Raw genomic sequence first — 24838 nt, 5'->3', positions numbered from 1 at the left:
AGCCGCCCGCCGCCTCAGGCGTCGCCGTCGTAGGCCGCCAGCAGCCGGTCCGCGGCCACCGTGGCCGGGAGCTCACCGCCCAGGACGCCCGCCCTGACCTCCTCGCGGATCGCCCGGACGCCGGGTGAGTGGCGCAGGCGCTGGTCGAGCTCGTCGCGCACGAGCGCCCAGGTGAAGTCGAGCTGCTGCCGGGCGCGTCTGGCGGCGAGCCCGTCGTCGCCGAGGTGCGCGCGGTGGGCGAGGACGTGCTCCCACAGGTCGTCCACGCCGACGTCGGTCAGCCCGGACACCGTGACGACGGGCGGCGCCCACTCGTCCTTGCCCCGCACCAGGCGCAGCGCGCCGGCGAGCTCGCGGGCGGCCGAGCGGGCCTCCTGCTCCCGGTCGCCGTCGGCCTTGTTGACCGCGATCACGTCGGCGATCTCCAGGATGCCCTTCTTGATGCCCTGCAGCTGGTCGCCCGTGCGAGCCAAGGTGAGGAAGAGGAACGTGTCGACCATGCCGGCGACGGTCACCTCGGACTGGCCCACGCCGACGGTCTCCACCAGCACGACGTCGTACGCCGCCGACTCGAGCACCGCCATCGCCTGCACGGTCGCGCGGGCGACCCCGCCGAGCGTGCCGGCCGACGGCGACGGGCGGATGAACGCCGCAGGGTCGGCGGAGAGCCGCGCCATGCGGGTCTTGTCGCCGAGCACCGACCCGCCGGTGCGCACCGAGCTGGGGTCGACCGCGAGGACGCCGACCCGGTGCCCCGCGGCCGTCAGCCGGGTGCCGAGCGCCTCGATGAACGTGGACTTCCCGACCCCGGGCACGCCGGAGATCCCGACCCGCACCGCTGGCCGCTCCGGCTGCTGGAGCGCCGAGAGCAGCTCGCGGGCCTGATCCCGGTGGCGCGCGCTGGTCGACTCGACCAGGGTGATGGCCCGCGACACGGCCGCGCGCCGCCCCGCGGCGACTCCCTCGAGGAGCTCGGGCACGGTCGCGGCAGGCACGGGTCGCAGGCTACAAGGACCGCACGCAGGCGCCCCCGCCGCACGTGCGGCGGGGGCGCCTCCAAGCCGCGGGTCAGCGCGTGACCCGCACCGGCCCGCTGGTCACCGTGGTCGGCGTCCAGTCGCCGTGGCGGCCGGTGACCCGCACCGTGACCCGCGCGCCGGCGAGCCGGCCGGGCAGCCGCAGCCGGGCTCCCGTGCCGATGACCTTGCCGCCGGAGCGCCACTGGTAGGTGAAGCGCGTGCCCGGGCTCCACGACCCCGCGTGGAGGGTGACGCTCAGGGTCCGGCCGACCTTCGCCTTGCCCCTGATCTGCACGGCGTGGGAGGCGACCTTCGGGCGCGACGGCGTCCGCACCGTGCCGGAGACCGTGCTCGTGCCTCCCAGCGGGGCCACGCTCGCCTGGTACGTCGTGGCGCCGACCAGGCCCGTGAAGGAGACCCCGGCGGCGTCCGACCAGGCCTGGCGGGTGCCCACGACCCGGCCGCCCTGGCGCAGGATGACCTGGAGCACGCACCGCTGCGACCCGCCGGCCGTCCACCGCACGTCGACCCGCGACCACGACGGCGCGGTCGCCGAGACCCTCGTGACGGTCGGCGGCTCGAGCACCGTCGCCGTGACCGAGTCCCGCGAGAAGGACGAGCGGCCGTTGACGTTCACCGCCGCCACGCTCGCCGAGTAGTCGCCCGCGGCGAGACCCGTGAACGTGTGCTCGGTCGGCGAGCCCGGCACCTCGACCTCGGTGCCGTCGGAGAGCCGCACGACGTAGCCGGTGATCGTGGCCCCGCCGTCGTCGGGCGCCGACCAGGTCACCGTGACCGCCTGACCCACGGCCGAGATCCCGGGCTTCGCCGGCGCCGTCGGCACGAGGCTCGCGATCGGGACGTAGGCCGTGTAGGCGCTCGCGGGCGAGACCCCCTGCGCGTTGACCGCCTTGACGCTGGCGCGGTACTCGCGCCCCCGGGCCAGGCCGCTGAAGGTGTAGGACGTCGCACCGGCGCCGACCTCGACCGGCTCGCCGCCCTCCAGCTGCACCAGGTAGCCGGTGACCGGCGAGTTGCCGTCCCGCGTCGGTGCCGCCCAGGCGACGGTGAGGTTGCGACCGGACGCCGTCGCCGACACGGCGTTCGGCGCGTCCGGCGCGGTGGCCGCCTCGAGCTCGAGCTCCTGCACGGCGCTCTCGAGGGCCCCGGCCTGCGCGAGGTACTGCTCGTCGGTCGCGTTCGCGGCCGTCAGCATCGCCCTCGCGTCGGCGAGCGCAGCCGAGACGGCGTCGGCCGACTCCCGGGTGTAGCGGGTGAGGTCGAGCTCCTGGGCCTCCGCGACGCCGGCCTGGAGGGAGCGCAGCGCCCGGGGCGCCAGCTGCCCGGCCGCCAGCCGCAGGTCGCGCGCCGCACCGCTGACGTCGGAGGCGACCGCGGTCTCGTCCGCCAGCACCTCGGCCGCCGCCTCCATCGTGCGGGTGAACATCGCGAAGTCGACGTCCACGTAGCGCGCGCCGTCGTCGAGCAGCGGCTCGTACTGGGCACGCAGGTCACGCAGCCCCGACTTGTCGACCCCGTAGTTGAAGGTGAACGAGTCGAGGTTGGCCACGAACGGGTGGTTGGCGTCGGGGACGGTGGTGCGCAGGACCAGGATCACGTCGTGCGTCCCGCGCACGACGGTCGGCAGCGTCACCGTGGTCGTGCCGGCGGCGCTCCAGGTGGAGCCGGTCACCGGCAGCGGGACGGTGACCAGCGGGGCACCCTCCCGCGAGTCCAGGTAGACCTCGATCCTCGAGTCGGTGCCGCAGCGCGAGGAGTTGTTGACGTAGTGGACCGACAGCGAGGTCGCCGTCCGCCCGAGCGTCAGGTCGTCGTACTCGAGCACGTCGCCGTCGTGGGTGCCGCCGACGTTGGTGCCGGACGTGCCGTCGGACCAGCCGCTGAACGACTCGGTCTTGAGCGCGCTGCCGGTCCACGCCGTACGGCTCTCGAACTCGACGAGCCGACCGTCGGAGGTGTCCACCGGAGCGTCGGGGGCGACCAGCTTCACGTGGTCGAAGTTGCCGGCGTAGGGGTGGGCGCTGTCGGTGGTGGCGTGCAGGACGAGGAAGATGTCGTGCGTGCCGGTGACGGAGCTCGGCAGCGTCACCTTCGCCGTGCCCGCCTGGTCCCACGCCGTGCCGGTGACCGGCAGCGGCACGGTGACCAGCGGCGCGCTCGTCCTGGAGTCGAGGTGGACGTCGACGCTCACGTTCGACCCGACGCGGTTGGAGTTGTTGACGTAGTGCACCTCCACCGACGTCGCCGCGGCCTCGATGTCCACGGCGGCGAAGCGCAGCCAGTCACCGTCGTGGGTGTTGGCCACGGCGGTGCCCGAGGTGCCGTCGTTCCAGGTGAAGGACTCGGTCTTCATGGCGCCGCCACCCGAGGCGGTGTCGCCGCCCCACTCGGTGCGGTCCTTGAAGGCCAGCGTGGTGTCGTTGTCGACGGGCTGCTCGTCGGTCGCACCGGAGTCGGCGAACTGCATCCGGTCGAAGTTGCCCACCCAGTGGCGGGAGCCGTCGGTGTTGGAGCCGCGGAAGACGAAGTAGACGGTCGCCGGGCTCGCGGCCAGCAGCTCGGCCACGCCGGTCAGGTCGGCGGTGGCCGTGGCGTAGGTGCCGAAGCCCGTCGCCGTCGGCGGCGTCGCCACCGTCGCCAGCAGCGGCCCGTCGACGGCGCCGAGGCGCACCTCGACCGCGGCGTCGGCGTAGCCGTCGTCGGAGGCGCCGGAGTAGCGCACCTGCACCTGGTCGGGGACCTGGTCCTCGCCGAAGCTGATCCCCCGGAAGGCGATCCAGTCCCCGGGGCGCACGCCACCGATGCCGTTGGGCTCGTCGTGCAGGTCGGTCCCGCCCGACCAGGAGTCGTGCTGCTCGGCCTCGAGCCTGCGGAAGCCGCCCTGGCTCAGGGTCAGCCCGTCGAGGGCCGCCGCGAGGCGCGCCTGCGCGTCGTTGAGCTGCTCGTCCGTGGCGGTGGTGTCGGCCAGGGCCGTCCGGGCGGCGTCACGCGCCACCGTCATCGCGGCGTACGTCGAGCCCTCGTAGTTGCCCTGGACGACGAGCCGCGCCTCGGCGTACGTCGCCTCGAGCTCCGCACGCCAGTGGTCGGTCACCCGGATGACGAAGGGGTCGCGCGTCGACAGGCCCCGGCCGGTGACGGCGGACTCGTCGGCGTCGCCACCGAGCGCGCCGTCCTGGAGGAGCACCGCGAAGCTCGCCCTGGCCGGCGTCGGGAGCGTACCCGCGACGTGGACCGACAGCGTCGTGCTGCTGGTGCGGGTGACCGTGGCGGCCACCCCCTCCGGCAGGCCGGCGACCCGCACGCGGCCCGACGCCACGAGGTCGTCACCGTCGGAGCCGGCGAACGTCGCGCCGGTGAGGGTCATGGCGATCGTGCCGTCGACCGCGCCGTCGGCGCCGGCCGACAGCGTCGTGCGGTCCGAGGCGATGCTCGCCGGCGCCGCGGGCGGGGCCACCGCGGTGCTCAGCGAGAACGCCGGCTTCGTGGCGGTCCCCCACTGCGACGGCTGGGAGCCCATCGTGACGTCGAACGCGCCGTCGCCGACGATGTCGGCGTAGTCCAGCCAGGTGTTGGCGTAGGCCTTGCCGTCCAGGCGCGCGTCCTGGACGTAGAAGCGGTCCGCGGAGACGCCCTCGGCCGTGACGCTGAACGTCGTGCCGTCGGCGTGGGAGACGTCGACGCGCGGGAAGAACGGCGAGCCGACCTGGTACTGCGAGGAGCCGGCCGTCACGGGGTAGAGGCCGACCGCGGCGGCGACGAAGGTCGCCGACATGGCACCGGTGTCGTCGTCCATCGTGGGCAGGAAGCCCTCCGGGTCGTTCTTGAAGACCTTGGTCCTGATCGGCGGGGTGAGCCGGCCGCCGCTGGAGGGCGGGGTGTTGCCGTCGGTCTGCCCCGTCGCGATGTAGCTCTGCCAGGTCTCCTTGGTGTAGAGGTCCCGGACCCACTTCTGGGTCTTCGCCGGCTGGCCGACGTAGTTGAAGAGGTACGGCGTGTGCAGGTCGACCTCGTTGGCGTTGGACTTCAGCATCCGGGTGCCGTCGTCGGGCGCCTCCTCGCCGAAGTAGTGCGAGAGCGCCTCGCGGACGGCGTTCGTGCCGCCCATGGCGGCGACGAGGCCGGCGACGTCCTGGGCGGGGTACCAGTGGTACTGCCACAGCGAGCCCTGGTAGGGGTTCGAGCCCTCGAACCGCTCGGGGTCGGCACCCGTGAAGGTGCCGTCGGCGGACCGGAAGCCGAGGACGCCGACGGGGGTCCCGCCGGACGTCGTCCAGGTGCCGGGCTTGATCGAGTTGCGGTAGTTGAGTGCGCGCGCGGCGTACCGGTCGGCGTCGGCGTCCTTGCCGAGCGAGCGGGCGATGACCGAGAGCGCGTAGTCGTCGTAGGAGTTGCCCACGGTGGTGCCGGGCTCACCGGGGACGTAGCCGCGGGCCTCGTCGGCGGTGCTGTAGGCGCCGGCGTTGGCCACCACGGCGGGGTAGGCGCGGTCGAGGCGGTCGAGGCGGACGCCCTTGGCCACCGCGTCGGCGATCACGACGGAGGCACGCTCGAAGCGGACCGTCGGCACGGCCATCGTGCGGGTGCTGAGCGGCGGGCTGCCCACCGCGGCGTCGTCGGCGAAGACGTCGACCAGCGACTGCACGACGTCGGCGTAGACGTCGGGGTAGAGCGAGGCGAGCACGGGGTACTTGCGGAAGTCGTCCCAGGTGCCCCAGCCGTCGTAGTGGGTGTAGCCGTCGGCGCGGTGCACCGCACCGTCCACGCCGCGGTAGGTGCCGTCGGTGCTGGTCGCGTCGGTCGGCGTCGCGAGCATCCGGTAGAGGCTCGTGTAGAAGATGGTCTCGAGGTCGCCGCCCGGGTCGGCGGTCGCGTCGCTGGTGACCGCCACCTTGCCGAGCGTGTCGCGCCACTCGTCGTGGGCCGCCTGCCGGACCTGCTCGAAGCTCCGGTCCCCGATCTCGGCGGTCCGGTCCCGGCGCGCCTGCGCGACGCTGACCGGCGAGAGTGTCGTGGTGAGCTGGACGGCCTCGCCCGCGTCCACGTCGAAGGTGAGCACGGCGCCCGTGTCGGTGCCGGTGCGGCGCTTGACGGCGCCGTACGCGCCGCCCTCGCCCCAGGTCTTCACGCTCGTCACCGGGACGTCGGTGACCGCGTCGTAGAACAGCCGGTAGGCGTAGCCGTTGAAGGTGCCGCTGATGCTCCCCGAGAGCTCCGCGCGGCCGTCGGCCAGCGTGGTCGCGGTGAGCTCGGAGGCGGTCCGGCCGGTGAAGTTGTGCTGCAGGTCGAAGACCACCGACGCCGCGCCGGCCTTCGGGAAGGTGAACCTCTCCAGGCCGCTGCGCACCGTGGCGGTGAGCTCGGCGTCGATGGTGCCCTCGCTCGCCTGGAGGCCGACCTGGTAGTAGCCGGGCTCGGCGGTCTCGTCGTCGTGGGAGAACGGCAGGGCGTAGGTGCTGGCCGCGGGCCGCGCGGTGTAGGTGCGGTAGGTCGGCACGACGAGCACGTCGCCGCCGGCACCCGAGCCGCCCACACCGTCGAGGTTGGTGAGCGTGAAGCCCTTGATGCTCGACTGGGCGTAGTCGTAGCCCGAGTGCGTGCGACCGGGCGCCGTCGCCGGGTTGGGCTTGGCCAGGCCGTGCGGGACCTGGGCGCCGGGGAGGTTCTGCCCGTGGTCACCCTGCGTGGACATGAACGGGTTGACGTGCTGGGTATGGTCCACGGCCTCGGCGGTGGGGGCGCCGACGGTGGGGGCACCGGCGGCGGTCGCCCCGGCCGGCACGGTCACGGCCAGGCCGGCCGCCGACAGGGCCGTGGCGACGACCGAGGTGAGGACGCGCGAGGTGCGGGTGCGGCGCGATACGGAGACGGACATGCGTCAGTGGGTTCCTTGCGTCAGGGAGGTGCGGCGACGTGCCGCGGTGACGCTAGGGACCGCTGGTGAACCGGAGGCGGCCGGACGGTACCTCGCGAGACGCTGCGAGACGTCGACCAGCCGACCGTCAGGTGAACAGCTCAGTCCGCCAGCTGCTCGCGCAGCCTGGCGAGCAGGTCGAGGGCCGACTCGGCGATGACGGTGCCGGGCAGGAACACCGCGGCGGCGCCCATCTCCTTCAGCGTGGGCACGTCGTCGGGCGGGATCACGCCACCGATCGTCACCATGATGTCGGGGCGGCCCTGCTCGGCCAGCGCGGCCTTCAGCGCCGGTAGCAGCGTCAGGTGCCCCGCCGCGAGCGAGGAGACGCCCACGACGTGCACGTCCGCGTCGACCGCCTGCTGGGCGACCTCCTCGGGCGTGGAGAACAGCGGGCCCACGTCGACGTCGAAGCCCATGTCGGCGAACGCCGAGACGATCACCTTCTGGCCGCGGTCGTGGCCGTCCTGGCCCATCTTGGCCACCAGGATGCGCGGGCGCCGGCCCTCGGCCTCCTCGAACTCCGCGGTCGCGTCGAGGACCTGCTGCACGAGCGTGCCACCGTCCCCGCCACCGGCCGACTCGTCCCTGAACACGCCGCTGATCGTACGGATCACGGCCTGGTGGCGGCCGTAGACCTTCTCCAGGGCATCCGAGATCTCCCCGACGGTGGCCTTGGCGCGGGCGGCGTCGACGGCCAGCGCGAGCAGGTTGCCCTCGAGCGAGCCCTCGGTCGCCCCGCGCTCGGCGCTGTGGGTGAGCGCCTCCAGCGAGCGGCGTACGGCGTCGTCGTCGCGCTCGGCGCGCAGCCGCTCGAGCTTGGCGATCTGCTGGCGGTAGACGTCATCGTTGTCGACGCGCAGCACGTCGAGCTTGTCCTCCGCGGCCAGCCGGTAGGTGTTGACCCCGATGACCTTCTGGCTCCCGGCGTCGATGCGGGCCTGGGTCCGCGCCGCGGCCTCCTCGATGCGCATCTTGGGGATGCCCTGCTCGATCGCCTTGGCCATGCCGCCGGCGGCCTCCGCCTCCTGGATGTGCGCCCAGGCGCGCTCGGCGAGGTCGTGGGTGAGGCGCTCGACGTAGTAGCTGCCGGCCCAGGGGTCGATCGTGCCGGTCGTGCCGCTCTCCTGCTGCAGCAGCAGCTGGGTGTTGCGGGCGATGCGCGCGGAGAAGTCGGTGGGCAGCGCGATCGCCTCGTCGAGGGCGTTGGTGTGCAGCGACTGGGTGTGGCCCTGGGTCGCGGCCATCGCCTCGATGCACGTGCGCCCGACGTTGTTGAAGACGTCCTGGGCGGTCAGCGACCAGCCGCTGGTCTGGCTGTGGGTGCGCAGGCTGAGCGACTTGGGGTTCTGCGGCGCGAAGTCGCGCACCAGGCGTGCCCACAGGGCCCGGGCCGCACGCATCTTGGCGATCTCCATGTAGAAGTTCATGCCGATCGCCCAGAAGAAGGACAGCCGCGGCGCGAACTGGTCGATCGTCATGCCCGTGCCGAGCCCCGCGCGGATGTACTCCACGCCGTCGGCGAGCGTGTAGGCCAGCTCCAGGTCGGCCGTCGCCCCGGCCTCCTGGATGTGGTAGCCGGAGATGGAGATCGAGTTGAAGCGCGGCATCTTCGCGGCGGTGTAGCTGAAGATGTCGGAGATGATCCGCATCGACGGCGCCGGCGGGTAGATGTAGGTGTTGCGGACCATGAACTCCTTGAGGATGTCGTTCTGGATGGTCCCCGCGAGCTGCTCCGGCTTCACCCCCTGCTCCTCGGCCGCCGCGATGTAGAGGGCGAGCACCGGCAGGACGGCGCCGTTCATCGTCATCGAGACCGACATCTCGTCGAGCGGGATCCCCTCGAAGAGGGTGCGGGTGTCGTAGATCGAGTCGATGGCCACGCCGGCCATGCCGACGTCGCCACGCACCCGCGGGTGGTCGGAGTCGTAGCCGCGATGGGTCGCGAGGTCGAAGGCGACGCTGAGCCCCTTCTGGCCGGCGGCGAGGTTGCGCCGGTAGAACGCGTTGGACTCCTCGGCGGTCGAGAAGCCGGCGTACTGGCGGATCGTCCACGGCTGGGTCGTGTACATCGTGGGGTACGGCCCCCGCAGGAACGGGCTCAGCCCGGGCAGGGTGTCGAGCGCGTCCAGGCCCTCGAGGTGCTCGGGCCCGTAGACCGGCAGCACGTCGATCCCCTCCGGGCTCGTCCACGCCGAGGCCCCGGTGGTTGAGGAAGGCGCGCCCCCGTGGGTTGAGGAAGGCGCGCCAGCGCCTGTCTCGAAACCCCCGTCGGAACCACCTTCACCCACCAGCGGCAGCCCCGCGAAGCTCTTCGGAACACTCATGCCAGCTTCTCCCTCGTCCGGGTCAGGAAGTCCAGGGCGTCGACGCCCATGGCGCAGGAGTCGTCGGCGTAGTCGACCGGCTTGCCGGCGATCAGGACGTGCGCGGCGCCGGCCTCGCGCAGCGCGGAGGCGGCCTCGCTCCCCCACTCGCCGTAGGCCGCGTCGCTGCCGGCCAGGCACACGACCGGCTGTCCGGCGTACGCCGCCAGCAGGTCCTCCACGCCGGCGGTCGCGCCGGCGACCTCGGTCGTGACCCCACCGGCGGCGAGCAGGTTGGCGGCGAAGGTGGCGCGGGCGGTGTGGGACGCGATCGTGCCGAGGGTGGCCAGGAAGACCGGCGCCGCGGCCGGCTCGTCGCGCAGCGCCTCGAAGGCGGCGCCGTAGCTGCGGACGCCGTCGAAGAAGCCGTCCGGCTCGCGCTCGGGCAGGGTCTCGGCGAGGTGGGGGAACTCGGTGAGGCCGGTGATCGGCCGCGTGCGGCGCGCCACCTCGGCGTCACGGCGGGCCACGGTCTCGGCGATCCGCCCGTCGAGCGCCGCCAGGCCGTCCTCCTCGAGTCGGCCGAGCTCGGCCCAGCCGGCGGCGGCCAGGTCGTCGGTCAGCTTCTCGACGGCGTAGGAGCCACCGGCCGGGTCGGCCACCTTGGCCACGTGGGACTCCCACATCAGCAGCGCGGAGGTGTTGCGGGCGACGCGGCGGCCGAGGACGTCGGGGCGACCCAGCGGCGCGTCGAAGGGCAGCACGGTCACGGCGTCGGCTCCCCCGACCCCCGCGGCGAAGGCGGCGACCGTCGTGCGGAGCATGTTCACGTAGGGGTCGTAGCGGCTCATCATCGGCTTGCTGGTCACGACGTGCTGGCGCTGCGCGAGCGACGCGTCGCCCCCGCTCAGCTCGACGACGCGCGCCCAGAGCCGGCGCGCGGCGCGCAGCTTGGCGATGGTCGGGAACTGCTCGTCGGTCGCGGCGTAGCGGAACTCCATCAGCCCGACCGCCTCGTCGACGCCGAGACCGGCCTCGGTGAGCCGGCGCAGGGCATCGGCGGCCACCGCCATGGAGTAGCCGAGCTCCTGGGCGTCCGAGGCGCCCCGGTCGTGCACGGCGGTCGCATCCACGACCACGCCCAGGACGCCACGCTCCTGCGCGAGCCGGGCCACGTCGACCAGCTCGTCGCCCGAGCCGCCGAGGTTGGTGCCCGGTGCGGGAGCGGTGTCGCCGAGGACGTCGAGGAAGGTGCGGGCCACCGCCGCCTGCGCGCCCTCCGGCGCGTCGAGCACGACCGGCGCCAGGTCGAGCAGCACGCCCTGCAGCTGGGCGGCCAGGTCGGTGCCGGGACCGGCCTGCAGCCACAGCGACGTCACGCCGCCGTCGAGGTCGACGAGCGCGGTCTCGTTGAGCGCCGTCGCGTCGTCGCCGCGCAGGTGCGCGCGGATGTCCCAGTCGCCGGAGCGGGTGGGGCGCCCGGAGGTGTGCAGGTCGTCGAGCAGGTCGGCCGTGCCCAGCGGCGTGACGGAGATGTCGTCCAGGGTGGTGCGCGACAGCTTGTCCCACACGCGTGAGTCGGGGTCGTCGTCGGTGAGGCGGCGGGCCTTGCGCAGCACGGCGGCGGCGGCCGCCTCCCAGTCGGCGACCGTGTGCCGGTCGCCCTCGGCGGCCAGCGCCAGCGTGCCCTGCTCCGGCTCGAGCTCGTCGGGCTCGTCGAGACCGCCGGCCACGGCGCCGGGCGCACTCCCATCAACAGTCATGGTGGGAACCATAGGAGCGTCCGAGAACAGGTTCCACCCAGTGTGACGTTTCCGTCCCTAGTCTGGGCCCGTGAAGGTCCAGGACCCGACGGGGCAGACGTGGCGCGTGACCCGACGCTGGGTGCCCTGGCGGCGCCGCCTCAAGGGCGTCCTGCCCAACCTGCCCACCGGTCCGGGTCTGGGCGACGACCCGGTGAGCATGGTGATCGGGGTGATCTTCCTGATCATCCTGATCCCCTTCCTCGTCCTGGCCCTCGTCGCCGCGCTCGAGCTGCTGCTCCTGCTGCTCGTCATCCCGTTCGCGCTCCTGGCCCGCGCCCTCTTCGGGCAGCACTGGACCGTCGAGGCCCGGCGCGGCTTCCAGATCTGGTACGACGAGCCGGCCGGCGACTGGCAGGCCAGCGGCCTGCGCATCCACGCCCTGGCCGACGCGCTGCGCCACGGCGACATCCCGCCCTCCAACGTCACCGACCTGGCCGAGTGAGCCGCCGGTGGTCGAGCAGTGAGGAGCGCCAGCGACGAGCGACCGTCGAGACCCCGGCACCTGGCTGTCTCCTCGGGGCCGAACTGGGTCTGGTGTGACTGGTGGTGCGACTTGCGACACTGAGCGTCGGCCGTTGGTCACCACGTCACGCCAGCCAAGCGTGGAGAGGCCGGCGTCAGGCTCGAACTGTCGACGCTGATCACCGAGGCTGCTAGCGCGCGGGCCGACGTCAGCCCCGCAGAAGCTGTGGTTTCGAGACGGTTGCTAGCGCAACCTCCTCAACCACCGGGGCCATGGTTTCGAGACGGGACTTCGTCCCTCCTCAACCACCGGAGACGTGGTGTCGAGGCTCGCTGCGCTCGCACCTCAACCACCGAGGACTACACCTCGGTGCGGCCGTCGTTGTCCTTGGTGCGCAGGCCGATCTTGTTGCCGAGCCAGACGAGCGGGTCGTACTTGCGGTCGACCACGCGCTCCTTCATGGGGATGATCGCGTTGTCGGTGATCTTGATGCCCTCGGGGCAGACCTCGGTGCAGCACTTGGTGATGTTGCACATCCCCAGGCCGGCGGCGCCCTGGGCGAGCTCCCGGCGGTCGTGGGTGTCGAGGGGATGCATGTCGAGCTCGGCGTAGCGCAGGAAGAAGCGCGGGCCGGAGAAGGCCGGCTTGTTCTCCTCGTGGTCGCGCACGACGTGGCAGACGTTCTGGCACAGGAAGCACTCGATGCACTTGCGAAACTCCTGGCCGCGCTCGACGTCGACCTGGGCCATGCGGCGCTTGTTGTCGGCGTCGCGGGGCGGGGGCGCGAACGACGGCAGCTCGCGCGCCTTCTCGTAGTTGAAGGAGACGTCGGTGACCAGGTCGCGGATCACCGGGAACGTCCGCAGCGGCGTGACGGTGATCGTCTCGTCCTCCTCGAAGTCCGAGAGCCGGCTCATGCACAGCAGCCGCGGCCGGCCGTTGATCTCGGCGCTGCACGAGCCGCACTTGCCGGCCTTACAGTTCCACCGGATCGCCAGGTCGCCGGCCTGCGTGGCCTGCACCCGGTGGAGGGCGTCCAGGACGACCTCGCCCTCGGAGACCTCGACGGTGTAGTCGCCCAGGTCGCCGCCCGACTCGTCGCCGCGCCACACTCGCATCTTCAGCTGGTAGCCCATGGCTACTTCCCTTCCTTGCTCTCAGCGGGGGGCTCGGCGGCCGCCGGCTCGAAGTACTTCTTGAGCTCGTCGGGCATCTCCGGCAGCGGCTTCTCGTGCAGGTCGATGCCGGTGCCGTCGGCGTTGAGGTCGACGACGAGGTTCTTGGTCGCCCACTCCTCGCTCGGCCCCGGGAAGTCGTCGCGCGTGTGCCCGCCGCGCGACTCCTCGCGCGCCAGCGCCGCCTTGGCGATGGCCTCGCTGACGACGAGCATGTTGCGCAGGTCCAGCGCGAGGTGCCAGCCGGGGTTGTACTGCCGGTGCCCCTCCACCTTCATCGACGCCGCGCGCACCTTGAACGCCTCGATCTCGCTCAGCGACCGCTCGAGCTCGGGCGCGGTGCGGATGATGCCGACGAGGTCGTTCATCGACTGCTGGAGGTCGGACTGGATCGTGTAGGGGTTCTCCCCGCCCTGCGCCAGAGAATCAGACACCTCGAACGGCGCCAGGGCGCTGCGCTCGGCGGCCTTGACGTCGGCCTCGTCCACCTTCGGCCGGTCCTCGCCCAGAGAGGCGGTGTAGGCCGTCGCGGCCTCGCCGGCCCGCTTGCCGAACACCAGCAGGTCCCCCAGCGAGTTGCCACCGAGCCGGTTGGAGCCGTGCATGCCGCCGCTGCACTCGCCGACGGCGTACAGCCCGGTCACCGCGCTCTGCTGGGTGTCGGCGTCGACCTCGACGCCACCCATGACGTAGTGGCACGTCGGGCCGATCTCCATCGGCTCGGCGGTGATGTCGACGTCGGCGAGCTCCTTGAACTGGTGGTACATCGAGGGCAGCCGCTTGCGGATGAACTCCGGCGAGCGGCGCGAGGCGATGTCGAGGTAGATGCCGCCGTGGGGCGTCCCGCGGCCGGCCTTGATCTCGGAGTTGATGGCCCGGGCCACCTCGTCGCGCGGCAGCAGCTCGGGCGGCCGGCGGTTGCTCTTCTTGTCGTCGTACCAGGCGTCGGCCTCCTCCACGGTGTCGGCGGTCTCGCTCTTGAAGTACTCCGGGATGTAGTCGAACATGAACCGCTGGCCCTCGGCGTTCTTCAGGACGCCGCCGTCGCCGCGCACCGACTCCGTGACCAGCAGCCCCTTCACCGAGGGTGGCCAGACCATGCCCGTGGGGTGGAACTGCACGAACTCCATGTTGATCAGGGAGGCGCCCGCGCGCATCGCGAGCGCGTGGCCGTCGCCGGTGTACTCCCAGGAGTTGGAGGTCACCTTGAACGACTTGCCGATCCCGCCGGTGGCGAGGATGACGCTGGGCGTCTCGAAGAGCACGAAGCGACCGGTCTCGCGCCAGTAGCCGAACGCGCCCGAGACCTTGCCGCCGTCGCCCTGGTCGAGCATGACGTCGGTGACCGTGCACTCCATGAACACGTCGATCCCGAGCGACACCGCCCGCTGCTGGAGGGTGCGGATCATCTCCAGGCCGGTGCGGTCGCCGACGTGGGCGAGGCGGGCGTACTTGTGGCCGCCGAAGTCGCGCTGGGAGATCAGGCCGTCGTCGGTGCGGTCGAACAGCGCACCCCAGTCCTCGAGCTCCATGACCCGCTCGGGGGCCTCCTGGGCGTGGAGCTGGGCCATGCGCCAGTTGTTGAGCATCTTCCCGCCGCGCATGGTGTCGCGGAAGTGGACCTCCCAGTTGTCCTCGGGCCAGCGGTTGCCCATCGCCGCGGCGATGCCGCCCTCGGCCATGACCGTGTGCGCCTTGCCGAGCAGGGACTTGCACACGATCGCGGTGCGGGCGCCCGCGTCGTGGGCCGCGATCGCGGCTCGCAGACCCGCGCCGCCGGCACCGACCACGACCACGTCGTAGCGGTGGCGCTCCATGCCGCCGGCCGCGTCGCCGGACATCTCGTTGCCGGTCATCGGGTGCCGGTCGTTCACAGGGTTGGTCATCAGAAAAACCGCACGTCCTCGATGGTCCCGTTGGCGATCAGGAAGATGTAGAGGTCGACCAGCGCCACGGAGAACAGCGAGTACCACGCGTAGCGACCGTGGTCGGTGTTGAGGCGCGAGACCCAGGTCCAGAGCTTGTAGCGCACGGGGTGCTTGGAGTAGTGGCGCAGCCGCCCGCCCACCGTGTGCCGGCAGGAGTGGCACGAGAGCGTGTAGAGCCAGATGAACACCACGTTGATGAGCATCAGCAGCGTGCCGAGGCCCATGTGGCCCCACTCGTGCTCCTCGTTGCGGAACGCCAGCACCACGTCGAAGCTCAGCACCAGGCCGACCAGCACCGCGGCGTACCAGAAGTAGCGGTGGACGTTCTGGATCAGCAGGGGGAAGCGGGTCTCCCCGGTGTACTTGGTCTTGGGCTCGGCGACGGCACAGGCGGGCGGCGACAGCCAGAACGCCCGGTAGTAGGCCTTGCGGTAGTAGTAGCAGGTCATCCGGAAGCCCAGCGGGAAGATCAGGATGAGCAGGGCCGCCGACAGGGGCCAGGCGCGGAACGGCTGGCCGAAGTCCGAGGCGCCTTCGACGCAGTCACCCAGGCACGGGGAGTAGAACGGCGAGAGGTACGGCGAGGCGTAGTAGTCGCTGCCCATGAAGGCCCGCACCGTCGCGTAGACCACGAACGCGCTGAACACCACGAACGTCGTGAGCGGCGGCAGCCACCACCGGTCCTGACGCAGGGTCTTCTCGTCGATCGCGGCCCTGGTCGGCCCGTGCACGCCAGTCGTCATGCCCACCTCCGGAGGAGTCCGGGGCTGAGTCTGCACGCGAACCGCCCGATGTGAAAGGGGTCACAGTGAAAGGGGTCACACTGGAAGGGTCACCTCGGGCGGCTCTCCGGCGTCAGCGCCAACCGAGTCCCGGGGCCAGCTCCTTCAGCACCGTCTCCAGCACGTGGGCGTTGTAGTCGACGCCGAGCTGGTTGGGGATGGTGAGCAGCAACGTGTCCGCGGCCGCGACGGCCTCGTCGCGGGCCAGCTCCTCGATGAGGCGCTCGGGCGGGCCGGCGTAGGTCTTGCCGAAGCGGGCCTTGCCGCCGTCGAGGTAGCCGACCTGGTCGCCGCCGCCGCCCTCGCGCCCGAAGTAGGCGCGGTCGAGGTCACTGACGACCGGGAAGACGCTGCGGCTGACCGAGACCCGCGGCGTCCGGGTGTGGCCGGCGTCGGCCCACGCCTTGCGGAACCGCTCGATCTGCTCGGCCTGGAGCTGGTGGAAGGGCACCCCGGTGTCCTCGCTGAGGAGCGTGGAGCTCATCAGGTTCATGCCCTGCTGGGCGGTCCACTCGGCGGTCTGCCGGGTGCCGGCGCCCCACCAGATCCGCTCGCGCAGGCCCGGCGAGTGCGGCTCGATGCGCAGCAGGCCCGGCGGGTTGGGGAACATCGGCCGCGGGTTGGGCTCCGCGAAGCCGTTGCCCTCGAGCACATCGAGGAACACCCGGGTGTGCTCGCGCGCCATGCCGGCGTGGTCGGCGCCCTCCGCGGGGACGTAGCCGAAGTAGCGGTAGCCGTCGATGACCTGCTCCGGTGACCCGCGGCTCACGCCGAGCTGCAGCCTGCCGTCGGAGATCAGGTCCGCCGCCCCGGCGTCCTCGGCCATGTAGAGGGGGTTCTCGTAGCGCATGTCGATGACGCCGGTGCCGATCTCGATCCTGCTCGTGCGGGCGCCGACCGCGGCCAGCAGCGGGAACGGCGACGCCAGCTGCTGGGCGAAGTGATGGACGCGGAAGTAGGCGCCGTCGGCGCCCAGCTCCTCGGCCGCCACGGCCAGGTCGATGGACTGGTGCAGCACGTCGGCGGCGGAGCGCGCCTGCGACTGCGGCGAGGCCGACCAGTGGCCGAAGGACAGGAACCCGATCTTCTTCATGACGGGTCAACACTGGTTGAACCTTCAAACTTCCCGGCGGCTCCTCGCGCACTGTTCACCGCCCCTCCATCCCACCGCCGCCACCCGGACGCGCCGGCGCGCCACGCTCGTGGCATGCGGATCGCTCTGGTGACCGAGACGTTCTTCCCCGCCGTGGACGGCACGACGACCACGCTCAAGGCCGTGGCCGACGGACTCGTCGACCGCGGGCACTCGGTCCGGATCATCGCTCCGGCTCCCGGGCTGACCTCCTACCGCGGCTGCGACGTGGTCCGGGTCCGCCCGCTCGAGCCGGTCGGCGCGCAGGTGCGCGCCGCGATCGACGGCCACGCCCCGGACCTGGTCCACGTCACCTCTCCGGGGACCCTCGGCCGCAAGGCGCTGAAGCACGCCCAGCGCACCGGGCTCGCCTCGCTCGTGGTCGAGCAGTCGGCGGTCCTCGACCTGACCGCGGACTACTGGCGCGGCACCGTCGCGCGTGCCGACCGGGTCCTGGTCACGTCGTCCTGGATGGTGGAGCGCGCCGCCGAGCTCGGGGTCGAGGCGGGGCTGTGGCGCCCCGGCGTCGACCCCGTCGCCTTCACCCCGGCGCTGCGCGACTCCTGGCTGCACGACTCCTGGGCGCGCGCCCGCTCCCGTGAGACCCCGCTGGTGGTGGTCGGCTACGTCGGCAGCCTGCACAAGCGCCACGGCGTACGCCGCCTGGCCGAGCTCGCCGACCTCCCCGGGATCCGCCTCGTGGTCATCGGCGACGGCCCCCAGCGGTCCTGGCTCGCCCAGCACCTGCCCGGCGCCAAGCTCACCGGCGCCCTCACCACGGGCGACCTGACCGCCGCGCTGCCCTCCCTCGACGTGCTGGTGCACCCCGGGGCCCACGAGACCTGCTGCCACCAGCTACGTGAGGCGAGCGCCTCGGGCGTGCCCCTCGTGGCCGCCCGCTCCGGCGGCGCGCCCGACGTCGTGCGCAGCCTCGAGAACGGCCTGCTCTTCGACCCTCATGGCCGACGGGCGCTGCGCGACGCGGTCGCCGCGGTCGTCGCGGACCGGCACCGCGGCCTGCTCGGGCGGCGCGGGCGCGAGCTGGCGCTGGAGCGCACCTGGACCGACGCGGTCGACGAGCTCGCGACGACCATGTCCGAGATGTCGCAGGTGAAGAGGGCGTTCGCGCGCATATGATCCGCGTGTGCGTGACATCGCGCCCGGGGTCCAGCTCCTGAGGGGACGCCCGCCCCACATGGTCAACTGCTACCTCGTCGGCGACGTCCTCGTCGACGCGGGCACCCCCGGCGCGCGCAAGCGGCTCCTCCGCGAGCTGTCCGGCCACCGGGTGACAGCCCACGCCGTCACTCACGCCCACCCCGACCACTTCGGCTCCAGCAGGGCGGTGTGCGAGGCGATGGACCTGCCGTTGTGGTGCGGAGCCGCGGACGCCGAGGCGATCGAGACCGCGACCCCGGCCATCGGCCCCGGGCTGGTGCCCCGGCTGATGTCGCACCTGCCCAAGGTGCCGTCGTACACCGTGTCGCGCGGGCTGGTCGAGGGCGACGCCGTCGCGGGCTTCGAGGTGCTCGAGGTGCCGGGCCACTCCCCCGGCCACATCGCGCTGTGGCGCGAGTCCGACCGGGTGCTGATCGCGGGTGACGTCTTCTTCCACCTCGGCCGGGTCACCGCGCCGTGGTCCTTCCTCACCGCCGACGTGGCGGTCAACCGCGCGTCGATGCGCAGGCTGGCGGCCCTGCGCCCGGCGCTGGCGCTGTTCGGGCACGGCCCCCCGCTGCGCGACCCCGACGTCCTCGAGCGGGTGGCCGCCCGGTGAGTCCCCCGTGAGCTCGGCCTCGGAGATCCTGGAGCGCGAGTCCGAGCTGGTCCGCATCGCCGCGGCGCTCGACGAGGCGGCGACCGGCTCCGGCCGGGTCATCGTCATCGAGGGCGAGGCCGGCATCGGCAAGACCGCGCTCGTGCGGGAGACCCGCGAGCTCGCGCGGCGCCGGGGCTACGGCCGGCTCCAGGCCGTCGGCGACGAGACCGAGACGCCGCTCGCGTGGGGCGTCGTGCGGCAGATGGTGGAGCGCTCGATCTCGCGCTACAGCGGCGAGGTGCGCGACGCGATCCTCGCGGGACCGGCGGGGCGGGCGCTCCAGGCCCTGGACGTGGCACCGGCATCCGGCGCCAGCGACGCCGAGATCGCTCGCACGCTGCATGCCCTGTGGTGGGTCGCGATCGACCTGTCGTCCACGCGCCCGCTGCTGATCACCGTCGACGACGCGCAGTGGTCCGACCAGCCCTCGCTGCGCTTCCTGGGCTACCTCGCCCGCCGCATCGCCGACCTGCCCATCGCGCTGGTGGTGGCCACCCGGCCGCCGTCGGGCGGAAGCGGGCCGCTCACCGAGCTGACCGTCTCGCCGTACGTCGAGCGGCTGCTGCCCGAGCCGCTGTCCCCCGTCGCCGTGGCCGCCTTCCACACCCCCGACGGCGTGGTGCCCTGCTCCGCGGTCGTCGAGGCGATGCACGCCGCCTGCGGGGGCAACCCGTTCCTGACCGGAGCCCTGCTCGACGAGCTGAGCAGCGCGGGCCACGACGTCTCCCACCCGGCGACCGCCGCGGCCATCGGCGGCCTCGGGCCGGCCACGATCTCGCGCGCCATGCTCAGCCGGCTCGCCCCCGACGCGCTGGCCCTGGCCGGCGCCGCCGCGGTCCTGGGCTTCGAGGCCAGCCCGTGGCTCGCGGGGCGGGTGGCGGGGGTGTCGCCGGACGCGCTGCCCGAGGCGGTCGCGTCGCTCGTCCGCGCCAACGTCCTCGTCGGCGGCGTCGACGGGCTGACGTTCGTGCACCCGGTGATCCGCGAGGCGACGGTGGCCGCGCTCGGGCCGCTGCAGTGCTCGGCCATGCACGCACGCACCGTGCGCGAGCTGCACGCCCGGGAGGTGCCCGCCGCTCAGCTCGCCCCCCACCTGCTGGCCGCGCCGGTCGGCACGCTGCCGGACGCCGCCGACCTGCTCGCCCACGCGGCCGCGGAGTCGGCTGCGGCCGGCGACCCCGTCGTCGCGGCGGCCTGCCTGGAGCGGGCCCTGGTCGAGCGCCCGGGCGACCTGTCCCTGCGCGAGCGGCTCGGAGGGATCCTGCTGCGCGCCGGCCGGGCCGAGGAGGCACGCCCTCACCTGCGGGCCGCCGCGGCGGGCGAGGCGCACGACGTACGACGCCGCGCGCAGCTGCTGGCGACCGCCAGCCGGGCGACGTCGGCGCTGGAGGGCCCCGAGGCCGCGGTCGCCGAGCTGGTCGAGGTGCTCGCCGACTGGCCGCCGCTGGACCAGGAGCCCGCGCGGCTGGTGCTCGAGGCGCGGCTCGGGGTGACCCGCTCGTTCGTGGCGCCCCAGCGTCGCGCGTCGGCCGAGCACCTGGAGCACTTCACCCACCTCACCGGGGCCAGCCCCGAGGAGCGCGCCCTGCTCGCCCTGCGGGCCCAGAGCGGGCGCTACCAGAACGAGCCCCGCGCGGCCGTCGGCGAGCTGGCCCGGCGGGCGCTGGCCTCGGGGGCGCTCTTCGACGACGCCGCGCGCGGCGACGGGCTGGTCGGCTGGGTGTTCGCGATGATGTCGCTCATCAGCGCCGACGACCTCGAGACCGCGGGCAGGGAGATCGAGCGGGCCCGGCTGCGGGTGCGGCGCGGCGGCTCCCCGGTCGACTTCGCGATGGTCACCAACTGCTCCATGGTCGCGTCCTGGCGCTCGGGCGACGTGACCGCCACCGAGGCCGACGCGGAGGCGGTCCTCGCCGCGATCCGGCACGAGCCGTCGAGCCCCGAGGTCGTCTCGCTACGGGCCACCGCCGCCCAGCTCGGCGGCTACACCGCCCTGGAGCGTCAGGACCTGCCCGCCGTCGAGCGCTGGATCGCCGACTTCGACGCGACCGAGCCCACCGTGCGGGTGATCCCCATGGTGTGGCTGCACGAGATCCGCTGCCGCGCGCGCCTCGCCGCCGGTGACCCCCACGGCGCGCTGCGCCACCTGGAGACCCTCCAGCGGGAGGCACGGGAGGCCAACGTCGACCCGGTCATGCTGGCCTGGCGGCTGCCGGCGGCCATCGCCCACTCCCGTCTGGGCGACCTCGACCGCGCCCACACCGCCCTCGCCGAGCAGCTCGCCATCGCGCGCCAGTCGGGGTCCCCCAGCGACATCGGCGCGGCCCTCCGCGTGGGCGCGCGCTTCGAGTCGGACCCGACGGTCCGCCTGGAGCGGCTCTCCGAGGCGGTGGCGCTCCTCGAGCCGGCGGTCGACCGGCTGGAGCTGACCAAGTCGCTGGTCGACCTCGCCGAGTCCCACCGTGCCCTCGGCCGCCGTACCGAGTCGCGCGAGCTGCTCGTGCGGGCCGCCGACCTGGCGCTGGACTGCGGGGCGATGGCGCTCCAGCGGCGGGTGGCCGACGCGCTGCGCGCCCTGGGCGACCGGCCGCGCCGTCTGCTCGCGCCCGGCCCGGGGTCGCTGACGGCCAGCGAGCAGCGCGTCGCGCGCCTGGCCGTCGCCGGACGCAGCAACCGCGACATCGCCCGGGAGCTGTTCGTCTCGCCCAAGACCGTCGAGAACCACCTCGGTCGGGTCTACACCAAGCTCGGCATCGCCAACCGCCGTGAGCTCGCCGGCGCCCTCACCTGACCTGGCCGGCGGGAGGTTAGGGCACCCTTACGGGTGCTATGTCACACTCCCCGCGGTCCTGCGGGTCGGGGCACGGCCGTAAAGTGCCTTCTTGTGGCAACCACGACTCGACCGGCTCTCGTCAAGGGGTCGCGCGCATCGCGCTCGACGATCGCGCTGAAGATGTTGATGGCCGTCAGCGGCCTGATCTTCATCGGCTTCGTGCTGACGCACATGTACGGCAACCTCAAGGCCTTCGGCGGGCACGACTCGTTCAACGAGTACGCCCACCACCTCCGTGAGTTCGGCGAGCCGATCCTCCCGCACGAGGGTGCGTTGTGGATCATCCGGCTGGCGCTCATCGTCTCGCTGGTCGTGCACGTGGCGTGCGCCGTCGCGCTGTGGCGTCGCGCCGCCAAGGCGCGCTCCGTCAAGTACGTCGTCAAGAAGAGCAAGGCCTCCTCGCTGTCCTCGCGCACCATGCGCTGGGGCGGCGTGACGCTGCTCGTCTTCATCGTCTGGCACCTGCTGAACTTCAGCATCGGCAAGATCAACGTCCAGGGCGGCGCGACCGACGACCCCTACAACCTGATGGTCGACAGCTTCGATGTCTGGTGGCTGACCGCGATCTACCTCGTCGCCATGGTCGCGCTCGGCATGCACCTGCATCACGGCACGTTCAGCGCCGCGCAGACGCTCGGCCTCACCAACAACGACAAGGCCCGGCGCAACGCCAAGGCCGCCGGAGCGCTTCTCGCGGTCGTGATCGCCGGAGGCTTCTCCCTCGTCCCGATCTTCGTCCTCGCCGGCGTCATCACCAAGTAAGGAAGGTGCAGCGACGTGACTGACATGCCCGACACCACCAACACCTTCGACGCCTCCCACACCGGCCGGCTCGACGACGAGTACGACGACGCCGCCGGCTACTACGTCGACGGCGACCCGATCGCCGACACCAAGGCCCCCGGCGGCCCCCTCGAGGAGCGGTGGGACACCCGCCAGTTCGAGGCGCGCATCGCCAACCCGGCCAACCGCCGCCGGCTCTCGGTCATCGTCGTCGGCACCGGCCTGGCCGGCGCCTCCGCGGCCGCCACGCTCGGCGAGGCCGGCTACGTCGTGAAGTCCTTCTGCTACCAGGACTCCCCGCGACGCGCGCACTCCATCGCCGCCCAGGGCGGCATCAACGCCGCCAAGAACTACAAGGGCGACGGCGACTCGGTCTTCCGGCTCTTCTACGACACGATCAAGGGCGGCGACTACCGCGCCCGCGAGTCGAACGTCTACCGGCTGGCCCAGGTCAGCCGCAACATCATCGACCAGTGCGTCGCCCAGGGCGTCCCGTTCGCCCGCGAGTACGGCGGTCTGCTGGACAACCGGTCCTTCGGCGGCGTCCAGGTCTCGCGGACGTTCTACGCCCGCGGCCAGACGGGCCAGCAGCTGCTGATCGGCGCCTACCAGGCCCTCGAGCGCCAGGTCGCCGCCGGCACGGTCAAGTGCTACACCCGCCACGAGATGGTCGAGCTGATCGTCGTCGACGGCCGGGCCCGCGGGATCATCGTCCGCGACCTCGTCACCGGCGAGATCGAGACGTACTTCGCCGACGTCGTCGTCCTCGCCAACGGCGGCTACGGCAACGTCTTCTTCCTCTCCACCAACGCCATGGGCTCCAACGTCACGGCCAGCTGGCGCGCGCACCGCAAGGGCGCCTACATGGCCAACCCCTGCTACACGCAGATCCACCCGACCTGCATCCCGGTCTCGGGCGCCCACCAATCCAAGCTGACGTTGATGAGCGAGTCGCTGCGCAACGACGGCCGGATCTGGGTCCCCAAGAACAAGGCCGACTGCGACAAGGACCCGCGCGACATCCCCGAGGAGGACCGCGACTACTACCTCGAGCGGATCTACCCGGCGTTCGGCAACCTGGTCCCCCGCGACATCGCGAGCCGCCAGGCCAAGAACATGTGCGACGAGGGACGCGGCGTCGGCCCCGAGGTCGAGGGCGTGCGCCGCGGCGTCTACCTCGACTTCGAGGAGGCCATCGGCCGCCTGGGTCGCGACGCCATCGAGAACAAGTACGGCAACCTCTTCGACATGTACGCCCGGATCACCGGTGAGGACCCCTACTCGGTCCCGATGCGCATCTACCCGGCCGTCCACTACGTCATGGGCGGGCTGTGGGTCGACTACGACCTGCAGTCGACGATCCCCGGCCTGTTCGTGACCGGCGAGGCCAACTTCTCCGACCACGGCGCCAACCGTCTCGGCGCCTCGGCGCTGATGCAGGGCCTGGCCGACGGCTACTTCGTTCTCCCCAACACGATCCGCGACTACCTCGCGGAGGGGCCGTTCGAGAAGGTGGCCGAGGACGACCCGGCGGTCGTCGAGGCGCAGGAGTCGGTGCGCTCGCGCATCCACCAGCTGATGAACACCAACGGCACCCGCAGCGTCGACTCCTACCACCGCGAGCTCGGCAACATCATGTGGGAGTACTGCGGCATGGAGCGCAGCGCCGACGGCCTCAAGAAGGCCATCGACCTGATCCGCACCCTGAAGCAGGACTTCTGGCGCAACGTCAAGGTGCTCGGAGCCGCCGAGACCATGAACCAGTCGCTGGAGCGCGCCGGCCGCGTGGCCGACTTCTTCGAGCTCGGCGAGCTGATGTGCCTCGACGCGCTGAACCGTCGCGAGTCCTGCGGCGGCCACTTCCGGGCGGAGTCGCAGACCGAGGACGGCGAGGCCCTGCGCCACGACGACACCTACGCCTACGTCGCCGCGTGGGAGTGGGCCGGTGCGGACGAGAAGCCGGTCCTGCACAAGGAGAACCTGACCTATGAGTTCGTCGAGATGAAGCAGCGGAGCTACAAGTGAAGTTCACCCTCAACATCTGGCGCCAGCCCGACGCGGTCACCGCCGGCAAGATCCACACCTACGAGCTCGACGAGGTCTCGGAGGACATGTCCTTCCTGGAGATGCTCGACGTCCTCAACGAGGACCTCAACGCGAAGGGTGAGGAGCCGGTCGCGTTCGACTCCGACTGTCGCGAGGGCATCTGCGGCAGCTGCGGGCTGATGATCAACGGCGAGGCGCACGGGCCCGAGGTCACCACGACCTGCCAGCTCCACATGCGCTCCTTCAAGGACGGCGACTCGATCACCATCGAGCCGTGGCGCGCCGACGCGTTCCCGGTCGTCAAGGACCTCGTCGTCGACCGCGGCGCGTTCGACCGGATCATCCAGCAGGGTGGCTACATCTCGGTCAACACCGGTGCCGCTCCCGACGCCCACGCCACGCCCGTGCCCAAGGACAAGGCCGACCGCGCCTTCGACGTCGCCACGTGCATCAGCTGCGGCGCCTGCGTCGCGGCCTGCCCCAACGGCTCCGCCTCGCTGTTCGTCGGCGCCAAGATCACCCACCTCGGCGAGCTGCCCCAGGGCCAGGCCGAGCGCGACACCCGCGTCGTCAACATGGTCGCCCAGCACGACCACGAGGGCTTCGGCGGCTGCACCAACATCGGCGAGTGCACCGCCGCCTGCCCCAAGGAGATCCCGCTCGACGTGATCTCCCGCCTCAACTGGGACCTCCACGCAGCTCTGCGTCACGGTAAGTAGCTCGACCTCCGGAGGTTGAGGAGGTTGCGCAGCAACCGTCTCGAAACCGGGTGACGGCAGCAGGGCGGTGACCGCACGTGGTCACCGCCCTGC

At 72.4% G+C, this 24838-nt stretch carries 15 protein-coding genes; 7 read left to right on the top strand and 8 right to left on the bottom strand.

The genetic code is table 11. The annotated features are described in order from the left end of the window. Positions 1-14: 14 nt before the first annotated feature. From meaB to E4622_RS01450, 4 genes are all read right to left on the bottom strand, one after another. Positions 15-995: a methylmalonyl Co-A mutase-associated GTPase MeaB gene (gene meaB, locus E4622_RS01465; protein ID WP_134738325.1), complete on the bottom strand. Its 981-nt coding sequence runs from the start codon at positions 993-995 to the stop codon at positions 15-17. A 73-nt stretch (positions 996-1068) separates the two neighbouring features. Then, positions 1069-6915 (bottom strand): GH92 family glycosyl hydrolase, encoded by a 5847-nt coding sequence (locus tag E4622_RS01460; protein WP_134738324.1) that lies wholly within the window; start codon positions 6913-6915, stop codon positions 1069-1071. Positions 6916-7055: 140 nt separating this feature from the next. After that, the gene (gene scpA, locus E4622_RS01455) at positions 7056-9281 is read right to left on the bottom strand and encodes a methylmalonyl-CoA mutase (protein WP_134738323.1); all 2226 of its coding nucleotides are present in this window, start codon (positions 9279-9281) and stop codon (positions 7056-7058) included. Beyond that, positions 9278-11023: a methylmalonyl-CoA mutase family protein gene (locus tag E4622_RS01450; protein ID WP_134738322.1), complete on the bottom strand. Its 1746-nt coding sequence runs from the start codon at positions 11021-11023 to the stop codon at positions 9278-9280. Before E4622_RS01450 ends, scpA begins: the two co-directional genes overlap by 4 nt. A gap of 70 nt (positions 11024-11093) precedes the next feature. Between E4622_RS01450 and E4622_RS01445 the strand changes: the two genes are divergently transcribed. Beyond that, on the top strand, positions 11094-11507 hold the full coding sequence (locus tag E4622_RS01445) for a hypothetical protein (RefSeq protein ID WP_134738321.1): 414 nt from the start codon (positions 11094-11096) through the stop codon (positions 11505-11507). Positions 11508-11887: 380 nt separating this feature from the next. Here E4622_RS01445 and E4622_RS01440 read toward each other — a convergent pair whose 3' ends face one another. From E4622_RS01440 to E4622_RS01425, 4 genes are all read right to left on the bottom strand, one after another. Next, entirely contained in the window at positions 11888-12664 is a 777-nt protein-coding gene (locus E4622_RS01440; RefSeq protein ID WP_134738320.1) for a succinate dehydrogenase/fumarate reductase iron-sulfur subunit, read from the bottom strand. A 2-nt stretch (positions 12665-12666) separates the two neighbouring features. Beyond that, entirely contained in the window at positions 12667-14589 is a 1923-nt protein-coding gene (locus E4622_RS01435; protein WP_245155833.1) for a fumarate reductase/succinate dehydrogenase flavoprotein subunit, read from the bottom strand. Then, the gene (locus E4622_RS01430) at positions 14589-15374 is read right to left on the bottom strand and encodes a hypothetical protein (protein WP_134738319.1); all 786 of its coding nucleotides are present in this window, start codon (positions 15372-15374) and stop codon (positions 14589-14591) included. Before E4622_RS01430 ends, E4622_RS01435 begins: the two co-directional genes overlap by 1 nt. 112 nt (positions 15375-15486) lie before the next feature. Next, complete coding sequence (locus E4622_RS01425) at positions 15487-16506, bottom strand: LLM class flavin-dependent oxidoreductase (RefSeq protein WP_134738318.1); 1020 nt, start codon at positions 16504-16506, stop codon at positions 15487-15489. A gap of 114 nt (positions 16507-16620) precedes the next feature. Here E4622_RS01425 and E4622_RS01420 point away from each other — a divergent pair, with 114 nt between their 5' ends. The 6 genes from E4622_RS01420 to E4622_RS01395 all read left to right on the top strand — a co-directional run bounded on the left by E4622_RS01420 (position 16621) and on the right by E4622_RS01395 (position 24745). Beyond that, positions 16621-17682 carry a glycosyltransferase gene (locus E4622_RS01420; protein WP_134738317.1) on the top strand — a complete coding sequence of 354 codons (1062 nt, stop codon included), beginning with the start codon at positions 16621-16623 and terminating at the stop codon, positions 17680-17682. 7 nt (positions 17683-17689) lie between these two features. After that, complete coding sequence (locus tag E4622_RS01415; protein ID WP_134738316.1) at positions 17690-18322, top strand: MBL fold metallo-hydrolase; 633 nt, start codon at positions 17690-17692, stop codon at positions 18320-18322. Between the two features lie 7 nt (positions 18323-18329). Further along, entirely contained in the window at positions 18330-21155 is a 2826-nt protein-coding gene (locus E4622_RS01410) for a LuxR family transcriptional regulator (RefSeq protein ID WP_134738315.1), read from the top strand. Between the two features lie 93 nt (positions 21156-21248). Beyond that, positions 21249-21959 carry a succinate dehydrogenase cytochrome b subunit gene (locus E4622_RS01405; RefSeq protein ID WP_134738314.1) on the top strand — a complete coding sequence of 237 codons (711 nt, stop codon included), beginning with the start codon at positions 21249-21251 and terminating at the stop codon, positions 21957-21959. A gap of 24 nt (positions 21960-21983) precedes the next feature. Beyond that, entirely contained in the window at positions 21984-24005 is a 2022-nt protein-coding gene (locus E4622_RS01400; RefSeq protein ID WP_134739347.1) for a fumarate reductase/succinate dehydrogenase flavoprotein subunit, read from the top strand. Then, a complete protein-coding gene (locus tag E4622_RS01395; RefSeq protein ID WP_134738313.1) occupies positions 24002-24745 on the top strand; it encodes a succinate dehydrogenase/fumarate reductase iron-sulfur subunit in 744 nt (247 codons plus the stop codon). Before E4622_RS01400 ends, E4622_RS01395 begins: the two co-directional genes overlap by 4 nt. Positions 24746-24838 lie beyond the last annotated feature (93 nt).

Origin of the sequence: Nocardioides sp. 503 (assembly GCF_004522095.1) — a bacterium.
In the GTDB taxonomy this organism is placed as follows: Bacteria; Actinomycetota; Actinomycetes; order Propionibacteriales; family Nocardioidaceae; genus Nocardioides.
Note: the sequence above shows the minus strand (reverse complement) of the source record. Positions and strands in the feature narration are given on the sequence as shown.